At 48.9% G+C, this 14,183-nt stretch carries 14 protein-coding genes and 2 other RNA genes; 10 read left to right on the top strand and 6 right to left on the bottom strand.

The genetic code is table 11. The features are described 5' to 3' along the window. Positions 1-969 carry an HlyD family secretion protein gene (locus ACWA5Z_RS08475; RefSeq protein WP_431051425.1) on the bottom strand — a complete coding sequence of 323 codons (969 nt, stop codon included), beginning with the start codon at positions 967-969 and terminating at the stop codon, positions 1-3. 174 nt (positions 970-1,143) lie between these two features. Beyond that, positions 1,144-1,236: signal recognition particle sRNA small type (gene ffs, locus ACWA5Z_RS08470), an RNA gene on the bottom strand. Positions 1,237-1,421: 185 nt separating this feature from the next. On the opposite strand from ffs, the gene tesB reads away from it, so the two are divergent. Further along, entirely contained in the window at positions 1,422-2,285 is an 864-nt protein-coding gene (tesB, locus tag ACWA5Z_RS08465; RefSeq protein WP_431051424.1) for an acyl-CoA thioesterase II, read from the top strand. Positions 2,286-2,343: 58 nt separating this feature from the next. Here tesB and rnpB read toward each other — a convergent pair. Continuing rightward, positions 2,344-2,745: RNase P RNA component class A (gene rnpB, locus ACWA5Z_RS08460), an RNA gene on the bottom strand. A 118-nt stretch (positions 2,746-2,863) separates the two neighbouring features. On the opposite strand from rnpB, the gene ACWA5Z_RS08455 reads away from it, so the two are divergent. Then, on the top strand, positions 2,864-3,796 hold the full coding sequence (locus ACWA5Z_RS08455; protein WP_431051422.1) for a KpsF/GutQ family sugar-phosphate isomerase: 933 nt from the start codon (positions 2,864-2,866) through the stop codon (positions 3,794-3,796). Between the two features lie 12 nt (positions 3,797-3,808). Next, complete coding sequence (locus ACWA5Z_RS08450) at positions 3,809-4,351, top strand: KdsC family phosphatase (RefSeq protein ID WP_431051420.1); 543 nt, start codon at positions 3,809-3,811, stop codon at positions 4,349-4,351. A 22-nt stretch (positions 4,352-4,373) separates the two neighbouring features. On the opposite strand, the gene rsmI is transcribed toward ACWA5Z_RS08450, so the two are convergent. Next, on the bottom strand, positions 4,374-5,219 hold the full coding sequence (gene rsmI, locus ACWA5Z_RS08445; RefSeq protein ID WP_431051418.1) for a 16S rRNA (cytidine(1402)-2'-O)-methyltransferase: 846 nt from the start codon (positions 5,217-5,219) through the stop codon (positions 4,374-4,376). A gap of 83 nt (positions 5,220-5,302) precedes the next feature. On the opposite strand from rsmI, the gene ACWA5Z_RS08440 reads away from it, so the two are divergent. The 7 genes from ACWA5Z_RS08440 (at position 5,303) to ACWA5Z_RS08410 (ending at position 11,446) form a co-directional block, all read left to right on the top strand. Beyond that, positions 5,303-7,129 (top strand): penicillin-binding protein activator, encoded by a 1,827-nt coding sequence (locus ACWA5Z_RS08440; RefSeq protein ID WP_431051416.1) that lies wholly within the window; start codon positions 5,303-5,305, stop codon positions 7,127-7,129. 19 nt (positions 7,130-7,148) lie between these two features. Beyond that, on the top strand, positions 7,149-7,520 hold the full coding sequence (locus ACWA5Z_RS08435; RefSeq protein WP_431051414.1) for a YraN family protein: 372 nt from the start codon (positions 7,149-7,151) through the stop codon (positions 7,518-7,520). A gap of 50 nt (positions 7,521-7,570) precedes the next feature. After that, positions 7,571-8,152 (top strand): D-sedoheptulose-7-phosphate isomerase, encoded by a 582-nt coding sequence (locus ACWA5Z_RS08430; protein WP_431054320.1) that lies wholly within the window; start codon positions 7,571-7,573, stop codon positions 8,150-8,152. A gap of 42 nt (positions 8,153-8,194) precedes the next feature. Next, the gene (gene dolP, locus ACWA5Z_RS08425; RefSeq protein ID WP_431051412.1) at positions 8,195-8,791 is read left to right on the top strand and encodes a division/outer membrane stress-associated lipid-binding lipoprotein; all 597 of its coding nucleotides are present in this window, start codon (positions 8,195-8,197) and stop codon (positions 8,789-8,791) included. A gap of 59 nt (positions 8,792-8,850) precedes the next feature. Then, positions 8,851-9,495 (top strand): lipoprotein insertase outer membrane protein LolB, encoded by a 645-nt coding sequence (gene lolB, locus ACWA5Z_RS08420; RefSeq protein ID WP_431051410.1) that lies wholly within the window; start codon positions 8,851-8,853, stop codon positions 9,493-9,495. A gap of 8 nt (positions 9,496-9,503) precedes the next feature. Then, the gene (gene ispE, locus ACWA5Z_RS08415) at positions 9,504-10,382 is read left to right on the top strand and encodes a 4-(cytidine 5'-diphospho)-2-C-methyl-D-erythritol kinase (RefSeq protein ID WP_431051408.1); all 879 of its coding nucleotides are present in this window, start codon (positions 9,504-9,506) and stop codon (positions 10,380-10,382) included. Between the two features lie 116 nt (positions 10,383-10,498). Further along, positions 10,499-11,446, top strand: coding sequence for a ribose-phosphate pyrophosphokinase (locus ACWA5Z_RS08410; RefSeq protein WP_431051406.1), 948 nt, complete (start codon positions 10,499-10,501; stop codon positions 11,444-11,446). 72 nt (positions 11,447-11,518) lie between these two features. Here the strand turns inward: ACWA5Z_RS08410 and ACWA5Z_RS08405 are convergent, their stop codons facing one another. Further along, positions 11,519-12,940 carry a surface lipoprotein assembly modifier gene (locus ACWA5Z_RS08405; RefSeq protein WP_431051404.1) on the bottom strand — a complete coding sequence of 474 codons (1,422 nt, stop codon included), beginning with the start codon at positions 12,938-12,940 and terminating at the stop codon, positions 11,519-11,521. Positions 12,941-13,005: 65 nt separating this feature from the next. Further along, a complete protein-coding gene (locus ACWA5Z_RS08400; RefSeq protein ID WP_431051402.1) occupies positions 13,006-14,166 on the bottom strand; it encodes a transferrin-binding protein-like solute binding protein in 1,161 nt (386 codons plus the stop codon). Positions 14,167-14,183 lie beyond the last annotated feature (17 nt).

Here is a 14,183-nt window from a genome sequence, read left to right as displayed (position 1 = left end):
TTACTGCGGCAAGTTAAGCCGTAACGCTTCAGGCCATTGAGCATTGCTTTCCGTCAAAACATAACCGTTACCGGTCATTCCGCCGCGCAAATAGGCGGAATATTGTTGGGCAATTTCTTTCGGAATTTGTAATTTGACTTTAAATACCAACTTTTCGCGCTCTGCCCGGGTTTCGACATATTTCGGGGTAAACTGGGCGTCGGCGGCGATATAGGTTACGGTTGCCGGAAAAACAAAATCACTGCCGTCCAACACAATCCGTGCTTCGCTATTCAAGGCGATTTTATTCACCGTCGGCGTAGGGAAAAACAGATTCATGCTGACATCATTTAAATTGAGTAAGCTCACTACTTTACCACCGGCGGGGATCACGTTACCGACTTCGGCAAGTTTGTATTCCACCCGCCCGGCTTGCGGCGCCCGCACCGCCATGTCCTGATCGACTGAACTGGCTTGTTCTACCTGCGCTTTCGCCTGTTGCACGGCGGCTTCGGCTTCGCGTTTTGCCGCTTGCACCGCTTGCAATGCCGCATTTGCCGCTGCGTGCTCGGCTTGGCGTTTCTCTAACTCGGAACGGGAAATCAAATTATCACGCCGCATTTTTTGCGCGTTGGCCAAATCCATCTCCGCCACTTTCAGTTGCTGTTGCTGGGCTTCGATTTGTGCTTGCGCGCGGTTGACCGCTTGTTCCGCCTGCGCTTGTTGCGCCTGTGCCGCTGTGAGCTGAGCTTGAACGGTGGCGGAGGATAACGTGGCAAGTAACGCGTTTTTTTCGACCATTTGCCCTTCGCTGACTTCAATTGACTCAACCCGCCCGGCATACAGACTGGCAATGTCCATCCTTGCCAACTCCAAACGCCCGTTGACATGGGCAATATGCGGGTTACTTACTTGCGAATCTTGTTGGACAAACCAGACGGCGCCGCCGACTAATGCGGCAATAGGCAAAATAAAGCGTAATTTTTTCATACTGCACTCCACCGATAACCGGCGCGTAGATCTTTGATCGCCAGATTACAAAAAAGTAGTAACAAGAGTTACTTTGATTATAGGCGGCTGACTCTAAAGATCAAGTTGCAGAAAAAATTTTAAAATTAAATTTAATTGGCTGAAATAGGAATGGAAAAACGTGGTGGACTCCCTCCCAGCTTGATCTCGGCACACGGAAATTTGACTTGGGCTGCTTTCTTCCGAACCTGACCCGGTGAACCAAACACCGTTGCGAGGAACCAAGAGGGAATCCATAGGATTGACGGCGAACCGTCAAGTGCGGTGCATTGTCCTACAATTGACCGCACTTTGCAAGTTTAACCCTCACGCCCGCTTATTTCTCGCGCACTTGTTTGTTTTTATGGCAGTTGTGTTTTACGGCCGCTTTTGTTATAACCAAAAAAGAAACTCCTCAAAAATAAGGCGAATTTATGTCTAGCGTACTCGAACAACTGATTGATTTACTCACCCTTGAAACCATCGATGATCACTATTTCCGCGGTCAAAGCGTCGATCTCGGCTTGCGACAAGTGTTCGGCGGGCAAGTCGTAGCCCAAGCCCTCGCCGCCGGTATGAACGTGGCGCCGGCGGATCGCATTCTGCACTCCTGCCATGCCTATTTTTTGCGCAGCGGCGACGCGCAACACCCGATTTTATACGATGTGGAAGTGTTGCGTGAAGGGCGCAGTTTTACCGCACTTCGAATCAAAGCGATTCAGCATAACGAACCGATTTGCCACGTGACCGCCTCCTTTCAAAGCGTGGAAAACGGTTTTGATCACCAAAGCCCAATGCCGAACGTTGAGCCGCCTGATCAACTGATCAATGAACTGGAAGCAGTGCGGGCGGTGGCACAATATTTGCCGCCGCAGATTAAAGACAAACTCACCGCCGAACGCCCGTTTGATGTGCGCAGCAAATATTTGAACAACCCGTTTCAGGGGCGCGAATTCCCGGCGGCGCAATATGCGTGGTTTAAAGCCAACGGGCGCGTGCCGGACGATTTGAAAATCAATCAATGTTTATTGGCGTATTTTTCCGATTTCCATTGCTTGCTGACCGCACTTCACCCGCATAAAAAAGGCTTTTTGGAAAAAGGTATGAAAGTCGCCACCATTGACCATGCGATTTGGTTTCACCGCCCGTTTGATCTCAATGATTGGCTGCTGCACGCGGTTGAAAGCAATAACGCCTACGGCGCACGCGGCTTGGCGCGCGGACAAATTTTTGATCAACAAGGGCGCTTGATTGCCAGCACGCAACAAGAGGGCTTGATTCGTTTTACCGAGGAATAAAATAGAAGGAATAAGAAGAAAAGTGCGGTCGAACCCGCAAGATAAAAAGCGGTGAGAAAAGCCGAGTTGGTCGATAAGCCGGGTTCTGTCGTGGACAATCATTCCTCTAGGCGTTTATTTGCACAAACGCTCAAGCAACCTACCCGAACTCTGAGCGGGCACACCCATTGAGTTCCTATTTGGTCTTGCTACGAGTGGAGTTTACCCTGCAACGAACCGTTACCGGTCGCCCGGTGCGCTCTTACCGCACCCTTTCACCCTTACCTGTGCTTGAAAAGCCATCGGCGGTTTACTCTCTGTTGCACTTGTCGTAGGCTCACGCCCCCCGGACGTTATCCGGCACTCTGCCCTGTGTAGCCCGGACTTTCCTCTCGTCTACTTGTCCTCTAGGTTGTTCCGTGACCGAAATCACACCAACGGTTGAGAGCTTCAATAAACCAGCGATTGCCTGACCAACTCGGCGCGCAGTATAGCCGAATTTTTGCGATTAAGATAGCCTTTTAAAACAGCCTTGCCAAATTACATTATTACTCTAGAATAACCCGTAATGGTAATAACATACTTCGCATAAGGTTTTTATGAACTACATTCGCATTGCTCAAGAAACACTCACGATTGAAGAACAGGCGATCAGCCGCTTACGTTTGCGCCTCGACGGCGAATTTTCACAAGTGGTCGAAGCGATTTTAGATTGCGAAGGGCGCTTGGTGATTGCCGGTATTGGGAAATCCGGATTAATCGGCAAAAAAATGGTGGCGACTTTCGCTTCCACCGGCACGCCGAGCTTTTTCCTGCACCCGACCGAAGCCTTTCACGGCGATTTGGGCATGCTCAAACCGATTGATATCGTGATTTTGATCTCCTACAGCGGCGAAACCGACGATGTCAATAAACTGATCCCAAGTCTGAAAAATTTTGGCAACCGCATTATCGCCATGACCGGCAATCGCGAATCCACGCTGGCAAAACATGCCGATTATGTGCTGGATATTTCGGTCGAGCGCGAAGCCTGCCCGAACAACCTTGCGCCGACCACCTCCGCACTTGTCACCCTCGCCCTTGCCGACGCGCTTGCCGTTGCCTTAATCAAAGCGCGTGATTTCCAAGCAACCGATTTCGCCCGCTTCCACCCCGGCGGTAGCTTGGGGCGGCGTTTGCTCAGCCGTGTGCGTGACGCAATGCAAACGCAACTTCCGTTGGTATCGCCTGCCACCTCGTTTGCCGATTGCGTGGCGAAAATGACCGAAGGACGGATGGGGATTGCGATTGTGATGGCAGACGACAAACTGCAAGGCATTATCACCGACGGCGACGTGCGTCGCGCCTTCACCGGCAAAGGCATTAAATGTATGCGCCTGACTGCGGCGGATATTATGTCGGTCAATCCAAAAACCATTCAAGCTGACGCTTATATGGGACAGGCGGAAGACTTTATGCGCCAGCACAAAATCCACTCGCTGATTGTGTTGGAGCAGGAAAAAGTGGTCGGTCTGTTTGAATTCTCTTACTAAACAGGGGAAAACATGAACAATAAACTCAGCGACATAAAACTGGTGATCACCGATATTGACGGCGTGCTCACTGACGGCAGCCTGTATTACGACGCCAACGGCGAAGCGTTGAAATGCTTCCATGTGCGTGACGGTTTGGGTATCAGAATGTTGATCGAATCGGGCATTCAAGTGGCGGTACTGTCAGGGCGCGATTCTGCGATTCTGCGCAAACGGATTGCCGATTTGAAAATCGATCTGTTTTTGCTCGGTAAATTGGAAAAAGAGAGCGCTTGTTTTGAATTAATGCGGCAAGCCGGCGTCAGCGCCGGGCAAACCGCCTATATCGGCGATGACAGCGTGGATCTGCCCGCTTTCGCCGTCTGTGGTTTCTCTGCCGCCGTCGCCGACGCGCCGGATTATGTCAAACAAGCTGCCGACCGCACGTTAACCCTCGGCGGTGGCAAGGGGGCTTTCCGCGAATTATCCGATCTGATTTTAGCGGTGCAAGGCAAAGATGAAATCTACCGCTCCGCACAAGGCTTTTTGCAAGCGGCGAAGAAAATGGCACAATAACGATTAACAACGGTCGAGCGGTTTATTTAAACCGCTCCAGCCCGAACTGATACAGCGCATTCTTTTTATAGCCGTACAGTTCCGCCACAATCGCAGCGGCTTTTTTCAACGGCAGTTCCTGACGAATCAGTGCTAACGCATTGACTGCCTCAGCGGAGAATTCGCTTTCCTCGACCGCACTTTGCCCTTCGACAATCAGCACCATTTCGCCTTTGCTGCGGTTGCTGTCTTGTTGCAGCCAAGCCAATAAATTTTCCAGCGTATCACCGTGGATGGTTTCCCATGTTTTTGTCAGTTCACGCGCCAAAACCAAATAACGCTCACCGCCCCAGACCGTTTGCATATCGGCTAAACTGTCGAGAATACGGTGGGTCGATTCGTAAAAAATCAACGTGCGGCTTTCGTTTTTCAGTTCGGCGAATTTATCCCGTCTTGCCTTGCTTTTCGCCGGTAAAAACCCCTCAAAACAGAAACGATCCGACGCAATTCCGGCGGCACAAAGTGCGGTAATCGCGGCACAGGCGCCGGGAATCGGCACGATTTTAATCCCCGCTTGGCGGCAATGGCGCACCAGATGAAAACCCGGATCGCTAATCAGCGGCGTGCCGGCATCGGAAATCAAAGCAATATTTTCACCGTTAAGCAACCGCTTGGCTAACAACTCGGCTTTTTGTTGTTCGTTGTGATCGTGCAGGGCAAAGAGCGGTTTTTTAATCCCGTAATGGTTCAGCAACAAGCCGCTGTGGCGGGTATCTTCCGCCGCGATCAGATCGACATGTGCCAATGTATCCAATGCCCGTTGGCTGATATCCTGCAAATTTCCGATGGGGGTGGCAACGATGTACAACATTCCTGATTGATTATCCATAATTTATTACGTCTTTTTTGATTGATTTTAATGAGTGAGATAAGTAAGATCCTAAGTGCTATTCTAACGAATTTGGAGCGACCATGCCTAATACTAATCTGTCTAATACCAATATTTTGACGCGTCTTAATATTAAATATCTGCTAATGCCGCTGTTTATGGTGTTATTCCTGTCGGCTTGTAACGTGGATCTGTTCTCCGGTTCGTCCGGCACGGTGCTGCAACGCGATGCCAACGCCAGTTCCGAATTTTATTTGAACCGAGCGCAACAGGCGAAAGATAAAACCGAAAAAACCAACTACCAACTGTTAGCCGCGCGGGTTTTACTGACAGAAAATAAAATGAGCCAAGCCGAAGCGTTGCTGGCGTCATTGCAAGGGTTGGATAAAGAACAAACTTTAGACAAAAACCTGATTCAAGCGCAAATTTATGCCAATAAACGCGCCAACAGCAATGCCGCCGCAACGTTGCAAAGCATTCCTCTGAATCTGTTGAGCAACTCGCAAAAGGCGCGTTATTATGTCGCCCAAGCCAAAATTGCCAGCAATCAGAATAACCTGACCGACGCGGTGAAGTCGTTGGTGTTGGCGGATCAGGTGATCACCGACAGCGAACGAAAACAGCAAAATATCAATAATATTTGGAAATTGTTGCGCGCCGGCAATGCCACCACTTTAAGAAATATCGCACCGGAAAGCGGCGATACCGCACTTAACGGCTGGTTATCGTTAATCAACGCCTATAATGGCAACATTGCCCAGCCGGAAAATTTGCGCAATGCGATCCAGAGCTGGAGAAGCGCTTATCCGAACCACAGTGCCGCTTATCTGCTGCCGACCGAAATTCAAGATGCGTTAAATTACCAGCAAATGGCATTAAACAATATTGCGCTTTTATTACCGACCAGCGGAAACGCACAGTTAATCGGCACGACGATTAAAAAAGGCTTTGACGAAGCGCGCGGCGGAAGTGCGGTGCAAGTCACCACTTATGACACCGTCACCAGCCCGATCGGCGATATTATTGCGCAAGCCAAGGCCAACGGCGCACAAGCCATCGTCGGGCCTCTGATTAAAAATAACGTCGATAGCATGTTGGCAAGTGATACCTCCGGGCTACAAGTTTTAGCCTTGAATTCCACTACCAACGCCCAACCGATTGCCAATGTCTGCTATTACGGTTTATCACCGGAAGCGGAAGCCCGCTCTGCCGCCGACAGAATTTGGAACGACGGCGTGCGTAATCCGTTGGTGATTGTGCCGCAAAATGATTTGGGACAACGCACCGCCTCTGCCTTTAACCTGCGTTGGCAACAATTGGCGGCAACCGACGCCACCACCCAATTCTATAATACGCCGAATGATATTCTCGCCGCGCTGCAAAGCGGTTTAGGCAATGCGCAAAGCGAACAACGCAGTGAAACCATTGCGGCTATCACCGGCACCAACCTACAAACCAGCGGCTATACCCGCGAAGATATCCAAGCGTTGTATATCGTTGCCGATAGTGCGGACTTGTTGGATATTAAAAATACCATCAACAATTCGGCTTACGGTCGCAGTTTGAAACTATACGCTTCTTCCCGTAGCAACTCGCCGAACAACGGCCCGGATTACCGCTTAACCATGGAAGGATTGAAATTCAGTGATATTCCGTTCCTGAGTGATACGCAAACCAGCCAGTACAGCCAGATTTCCAATGCCACCAGCGGGGATTTTTCCTTAATGCGGTTATACGCCATGGGTTCTGACGCTTGGTTATTAATCAATAAATTCAATGAACTGCGCCAAATTCCGGGCTACACGATTAACGGCTTGACCGGTAAATTGAGTGCGGGCAACGGCTGTAATATTGACCGTGAAATGACTTGGTTTGAATATCAAGGCGGCCGGGTTCGCGTGTTAAATTAACCGCGAATTGACTGCCGAGATGTTCAACAAAAGAAAACAAGGCGCGCAATATGAACAACAAGCGCGCCTTTTTTTAGAACGGCAAGGATTACAATTTATTGCCGCCAACCAAACTTTTCCCGGCGGCGAATTGGATTTGATTATGTCCGACGGCAAAACCACGGTATTTGTCGAAGTGCGGCAACGCAGCGATGATCGTTTTGGCGCGGCTTGGGAAAGTGTCTCAACACAAAAACAGCAACGCTGGGTTCGAGCCGCCGAACAATGGTTGCTGCAACGGCGGCAAAATCCGGAAACCAGCGATTTTCGTTTTGATTTAATCACGTTTGAACCACAACATAGTGGTGCCGAACCATTGTGGTTTAAACATTTTATTGAATTTAATTATTAGGATCCATTGCGATAAAAATGAAACAAGAAAACCCAATGTTAGATCCCCTGCTGCTCGATAAAGTCAAAAATGCCTTTACCGAAAGCATTCAAACCCAGATCTCCGCCACCGAGAGTCTGCCTGATATGATTGTGCAGGCGGCGGAGATGTTAGTTTCCTGCCTCTTGAACGGGCATAAAATCATTGTCTGGGGACAAGGGCGATCCCATGCCAATGCGCAATTTTTAGTCACCAATTTATTACACCGTTATCACTTGGAACGCCCAAGCCTGCCCGCGGTGTTGATTGGCTTGGACGGCACGCTCGGTTCCGTCGTTTTGGCGGATAACCAGCCCGAACAGATTTTTGTACGCCAGTTCGACTGTATCGCACAACAAGGCGACACCTTGCTCATTCTATCGCCGTTAGGGCGGGAAGAGGCGATTTTAAATCTGATCCACGCTGCCAACAGCAAAGAATTACCGATTATTACCTTGACCGGCAGCCGCAATGATCACATTCGCGGTGCTCTGGGCGAAGATGATCTGGACATATCCACGCCGGCACAAAAAGAGGTGCGGGTCATCGAAACCCATTTGCTGATTATCAATATTTTATGTGAGTTGATTGAACATCGGCTCTTTTCCCATTAAGATGGAAGCGAATTTAACGTTATTTAGTTTACGGAGAATGAAATGCAAATCCCCCACAATGCGTCACGCTTACTCAAATTAACCGTTTTATTGGCGGCTGCCGTTAGTTTGCAAGCCTGTATCACCACCGCTGTGGTCGGCACCGCTGCCGTCGCTACCAAAGTGGCGACCGATCCGCGCACCGCCGGCACACAAATTGATGATGAAACCTTAGAAATCCGAGTCTCTTCCGCCTTAAATAAAGATGAGGAAATTAAAGAAGACGCCCGAATCAATGTGGTTTCGTATAATTCACGCGTGCTGTTAATCGGACAAGTGCCAAGCGAATCGTTAAAAGAAACCGCAAAAAACTTAGCCAGCGGCGTGAACGGCGTTACCGATATTTATAACGAAATCCGGGTCGGCGAAAAACTCGGTTTCGGGCAAATCAGCAAAGATACTTGGATTACCACTCGGATAAAATCCAAATTACTGGTCAATTCCGCAGTTAAATCGACCGATGTGAAAGTGATCACCGAAAACGGTGAAGTGTTCTTAATGGGCAATGTCACCGAAGCGCAAGCCAATGCCGCAGCGGAAGACGCGCGCTATGTCGGCGGCGTGACTAAAGTCGTGAAGGTTTTCTCCTATATTAATTAATCAATACGATGTCGGGTGAATAACCCGACATCTTTTTTATTCAGCACAAGGATTGAAGTTTGCAAAACGCCCTTATCTCCCACGCCGCCGTGAAAAAACCGGCACTGACCGCACTTTTATCCGTTTTCTTGGCTGCCTGCGTCAGCGAGCCGCAACCGCAGCGCCAAACGGTTTACGGCGATAAGCTGTCGCCCCAATGGCAGCGGCAGTTACAGCAATTGAATCGGATCAAACAGTATCGCGGCAACGGGCAATTGGGTTATATCAGCCCTGAAGAACGCTTTTCCACCCGTTTTGACTGGCAGTTCGCGAATGATCAAAATTACCAGTTACATCTTTCTTCTTCGCTCAGCTCCTCAACCATGACTTTCCGTATGACGCCGCAAGGACTCGTCGTCAGCGATAACAAAGGCAATGTCCGTGCCGCTGAGGACGCCCAAGTGTTACTGAAAGAAATCGTCGGCATGGAGTTTCCGATCGAGCTGTTCAGCTACTGGCTGAAAGGGCAACCGCAAGGCACTCAGGATTATCAGATCAATCAAAACAACCTGTTAGCCGAATTGAATTACACGCTGAACGGACAACGTTGGTCAGCAAAATATTCGGATTATTACCTGCAACTGCAACCGCCGCTACCGAAAGACATTCTGATCGACGGTGAGCGACAACAACTGAAAATTCGTGTTGACGAATGGAAATTTTAACGGCGCCTATGTTTGGAAATAAACGATCCGATACCGCACTTGAGGTTGGCATGCTAGCCAACCGCTACCCTTGTCCGGCAAAACTGAATCTGTTTTTGTATATCAACGGGCGGCGCGCCGACGGTTATCATGAATTGCAAACCCTGTTTCAATTTTTGGATTACGGCGATTGGTTAAGCATTACCCCGCGCACTGATGGCGAAATCTGCGTAACGCCGCTTTTAGACGGCGTGGCGCCGGAACAAAATCTGGTTTATCGGGCGGCTAAACTGCTGCAAGCGCACAGCGGGCGTAACCTTGGTGCCGATCTGCATTTAGAGAAACATTTACCGATGGGCGGCGGTGTCGGCGGCGGCTCTTCCAATGCGGCAACCGCACTTGTCGTGCTGAATCGGCTTTGGCGGCTCGATTTATCCCTCGATCAATTAGCGCAATTAGGTTTAACCCTCGGCGCAGATGTGCCGATTTTTGTGCACGGGCATGCGGCTTTTGCCGAAGGTGTCGGCGAAAAGTTGATTGACTGCGAACCGGTGGAAAAATGGTATCTGGTGGTGAAACCGGCGGTTTCTATTGCGACCGCCGCGGTTTTTCAAGATCCGCACTTGCCGCGCAATACGCCGAAAAAAACATTGGCGGCACTCTTGGCACAAGATTTTGCCAATGATTGTGAAAAAGTTGTCAGGGATCACTATCCGGAGGTTGAACAGTTGCTAGACTGGTTGCTACAATATGCACCTGCACGTTTAACCGGAACCGGCGCCTGCATTTTCGCCGAATTTGAAACTCAAGCGGCGGCTGAACAAGTATATAAACAGTTACCCAACAATATAAATAGCTTTGTCGCACGGGGAATGAACCGTTCCCCGCTGCATATTTTTCTTGACTGAGCCGCCAGACACGGTTCGGAATAATAAAGAAGCACTGACGAGATAAATTTTATAGTTAGCATTCCACTGATTGCGGAGCAATCATAATTTTTCAATATCCAACCTGGGGTTAAACCATGCCTGACATGAAGCTTTTTGCCGGAAACGCCACACCGGCTCTGGCACAAAAAATTTCCGAACGTTTATATACCTCCCTCGGTAAAGCGACCGTCGGTCGTTTCAGCGACGGAGAAATTAATGTTCAGATCAATGAAAATGTACGCGGCAGCGACGTTTTCATCATTCAATCCACCTGTGCACCGACCAATGATAATCTGATGGAATTGATCGTAATGGTAGATGCCCTGCGCCGTGCTTCAGCCGGTCGGATCACCGCCGTTATCCCGTATTTCGGTTATGCCCGGCAAGATCGCCGCGTACGTTCGGCGCGTGTGCCGATCACCGCCAAAGTGGTGGCCGACTTCTTATCTAGTGTCGGTATTGACCGGGTGTTAACCTGTGATCTGCACGCCGAGCAAATCCAAGGTTTCTTTGATGTGCCGGTAGATAACGTATTCGGCTCGCCGGTATTAATCAACGATATCGTCAAAAAAACCGATTTGGTCAATCCCATCGTGGTTTCGCCGGACATCGGCGGAGTGGTGCGCGCCCGTGCGGTTGCCAAATTATTGAACGATACCGACATGGCAATTATCGACAAACGCCGTCCACGCGCCAATGTGTCGCAAGTCATGCACATTATCGGCGAAGTTGCCGATCGCGACTGTATTTTGGTCGATGACATGATCGACACCGGCGGCACGTTATACAAAGCGGCTGCCGCCTTGAAAGAACGTGGCGCACGCCGTGTTTTTGCCTATGCAACCCACCCGATCTTTTCCGGAAGTGCGGTACAAAATATCGCCGGCGATGCGATTGATGAAATTGTGGTAACCGATACCATTCCGCTTGCGCCTGAAATCGAAGCCTTAAATAAAGTGCGGGTATTAACCTTATCCGGCATGCTTGCCGAAGCGATTCGTCGGATTAACAACGAAGAATCCATTTCGGCGATGTTTGATTAATTCCGTTCGAATCTATCTGTACCGACCGCATTTCAATACTGAAGTGCGGTCCCTTTGCCATATCAAATCCGTTTAGAATTCTTTAGAAAACACCAACCGCACTTGCTTATTTTTGTATTGGTTCAATGGAATCGTTGAACGGTTATCGGTGTAATGAAACGATAAGCGCGGCGCAAATCCTTTCCACGACCAATTCCGTTTCAACAAATCGACACTGCCGCTCCAACGTTTATCATGGCGGATCACACCAAAAAACGGCGCACGATCACGGTAATCGGTTTGGGTATAAGTCAGACTGCCGCCCAGCGTCAATTGGGCAAAATCAAAATGATGGCGCACACCGGTGCGCACGCCGAAAGTGCGGTAGGAATAGTTGCGCTCTGCCGCTTGGTTGAAACCCTGTTGCACGCCCCAAAAATAAACCGTTCTTCCCTGCGCTATATGCGTCAGGTTTGCACTGAGCCAATGCTGCCAGCCTCGTTGATAGGCATATTCGGGACGATAATGTAGCTGCTGCGTTTCCCATGCCAGCGCCAATTTCCAATCGGGCTTTAACCGCCACGAATAATTGATCCGTCCCAACACTCCCTGATATAGCCCTTTATGCTGATATAGCAAGTGCTGCCCGCCAAGCGAAAGATCCCACGCATGCCCGCGCTGATTACCAAAACTGCGCCCCACGCTCAAACGGGTGGCGGTTTGATCACTTTGCCGGTTGGCGTAATCCAGATTGGTCAAGGCACCGTTAAGAAACCATTTATATTCTTCGCCGAAACGTTGCTCGCCTTCCAGCGCAATTTGCAAACCGACACCACGTTTGGCACGGCTGCTTTGGCTGAGGGTATATTCTTTACCGTCGTTTAATATCACGCTGCGCTGTTGTGTGCCTTGGTTGATATTGCTGCTTGGCAACAGGGCAAGTTGCAGATTGAAAGAGGAGGTTTCCGCTTTCAGATTTTGCAACATCGAAAATACATTGTTTTGTACCGGTTCCGGCAATTTTTGACTGAGCGCCAAATTAAACTGATATTCCGAAGCGTTGAGTTCGCCCATTTTTGCCAATGCACGCGCCAGCTCCAAACGAGGGCGCCGCAATGTCGCATCAAAGCTAAGCATATGGCGGTAATAGCCGACCGCACTTTGCCAATCTTGCTGCTGCTCGGCGATTTGCCCGGCTAAAAACAGCCCGTGCAACGACGGCGGATTATGTTGTAATAAGGGTTCAAGTACGGTTTTCGCCGCCTGCCACTGTCCCGCTTTCATTAAATTAAGCACCGTTGGCAAGAGGCGATTTTCCAATTCGAACGGTTGCGCCGTCGGCGTCGATTTGGCTACAGAAAAATCATCAAGTGCGGTCTGCGGTTGTGAAATTTGCGGTTGCGGTAAATTGTCCGAAAATGGCTGATTTGTCGGTAACATCGGCGCAGAATCGGCAAATACAGCAAAAGGCAACAACGTTAACAGTGCAGTATAACAATAACGTAAACACATCATTTAAATTCCAAAAAAGAACACAAGGGACGAGAAATCCCTTGTGTTACGTGAGATTAAAATAAAAATTATTCGGTTTCTGCGATACGACGCGAACCAAAACCACCTATCAAATGATCTGTGCCGCTTTCACCTTTAAGTCCATACACCCCGCCGACTTCATCCGCTGCCGGCCCATATAATAAGGCGTGAACTTTACCAGAGAGTTTGTCATCCGCACTTTTAACCTCGCCAGTAAAACCTGCCGCCCCTTTCTCTATTGCCGCATTGGCAATCAAATTTAAGTTTTCAGCAGCAACACCGTCTTTTAATTTTCCAGCCTCATCAAAATCATATTTTTTGGTGTTGGTTGTATTAAATGCTGCGGTACGCTTTTCAAAATCAATTTTAATCTGCACATCAGCGGTCGTGGCATAAGAATGTCCGTTGGTCATACCTAAGCCACTGGATATACCATTGTAAGTGGCTTCGCCACCCGTTGGCACAGTTTGGGTATATTCGCCGATAGATTGATACACATTAACCGTTCCTATATTGATAAATCGGTTACCAGAATCAAACATACCATAAGTTTGATAATTCCAATTGGCAACCGCCGGATCACGCCAAAAATAAGGGTAAGAAATATCCTCACCTATTGCCGCATAACTTCCGGCATATTGCCCCCCTATCTTTAATCCTGCATCATATAAACTTTGCTTTTTTGCCTCTTCATAGGTCGTAATATGCTGTAATTTATCCGTTAATTTATGGTTAAATTGTGGTATGTCAGCATTTACATAATTTCCCATATGAATATTGGATAATTTTCCATTACTATCATGCGTAACACTCCGCAATGCGGTAAATAATGCGCCTCCTCGCGCCTCTTCAATTTGAAACGCGACATCTTGTTTTTCGCTCGTATAATAAACTGTCGGTGAATATTTTTTTTCATAATTTTTCCCCAAAGTTGGCAGCAAAAACTCACCGGGCTCAGGCTTCCGATCACTGGCTTTCAACACATCTCCGCCTTCACCAACAACAGGGCGTTTTTTCACTTCCTCACGTGGTGTTTCCGGTGTTGTCGGTGTTGCCGGCTGCTCAATTATTGTTACCGCACCCGGCACAGGCACTTGATAACCATCAACACCACCGTTACCGCCACAGGCGGTTACTAGAAAAGCACCGCTGCAAAGTAATGCGTAATACCATTTTAATTTTTCTTCTTTATATTTATTCTTATTCATTTTCATACTCTCTTATC

The organism is Testudinibacter sp. P80/BLE/0925 (assembly GCF_053570785.1).
This window is presented reverse-complemented; position numbering and strand designations above follow the sequence as displayed.

Excerpts from the sequence above, each read along its gene's own strand:
- ACWA5Z_RS08455 (WP_431051422.1), top strand. The coding sequence starts at position 2,864 with ATGAACTACATTCGCATTGCTCAAGAAACACTCACGATTGAAGAACAG.
- dolP (WP_431051412.1), top strand. The coding sequence starts at position 8,195 with ATGCAAATCCCCCACAATGCGTCACGCTTACTCAAATTAACCGTTTTA.
- ACWA5Z_RS08435 (WP_431051414.1), top strand. The coding sequence starts at position 7,149 with ATGTTCAACAAAAGAAAACAAGGCGCGCAATATGAACAACAAGCGCGC.
- ACWA5Z_RS08410 (WP_431051406.1), top strand. The coding sequence starts at position 10,499 with ATGCCTGACATGAAGCTTTTTGCCGGAAACGCCACACCGGCTCTGGCA.
- ACWA5Z_RS08450 (WP_431051420.1), top strand. The coding sequence starts at position 3,809 with ATGAACAATAAACTCAGCGACATAAAACTGGTGATCACCGATATTGAC.
- tesB (WP_431051424.1), top strand. The coding sequence starts at position 1,422 with ATGTCTAGCGTACTCGAACAACTGATTGATTTACTCACCCTTGAAACC.
- ACWA5Z_RS08405 (WP_431051404.1), bottom strand. The coding sequence starts at position 12,940 with ATGATGTGTTTACGTTATTGTTATACTGCACTGTTAACGTTGTTGCCT.
- ACWA5Z_RS08400 (WP_431051402.1), bottom strand. The coding sequence starts at position 14,166 with ATGAATAAGAATAAATATAAAGAAGAAAAATTAAAATGGTATTACGCA.
- rsmI (WP_431051418.1), bottom strand. The coding sequence starts at position 5,219 with ATGGATAATCAATCAGGAATGTTGTACATCGTTGCCACCCCCATCGGA.
- ACWA5Z_RS08475 (WP_431051425.1), bottom strand. The coding sequence starts at position 969 with ATGAAAAAATTACGCTTTATTTTGCCTATTGCCGCATTAGTCGGCGGC.
- ACWA5Z_RS08440 (WP_431051416.1), top strand. The coding sequence starts at position 5,303 with ATGCCTAATACTAATCTGTCTAATACCAATATTTTGACGCGTCTTAAT.
- ispE (WP_431051408.1), top strand. The coding sequence starts at position 9,504 with ATGTTTGGAAATAAACGATCCGATACCGCACTTGAGGTTGGCATGCTA.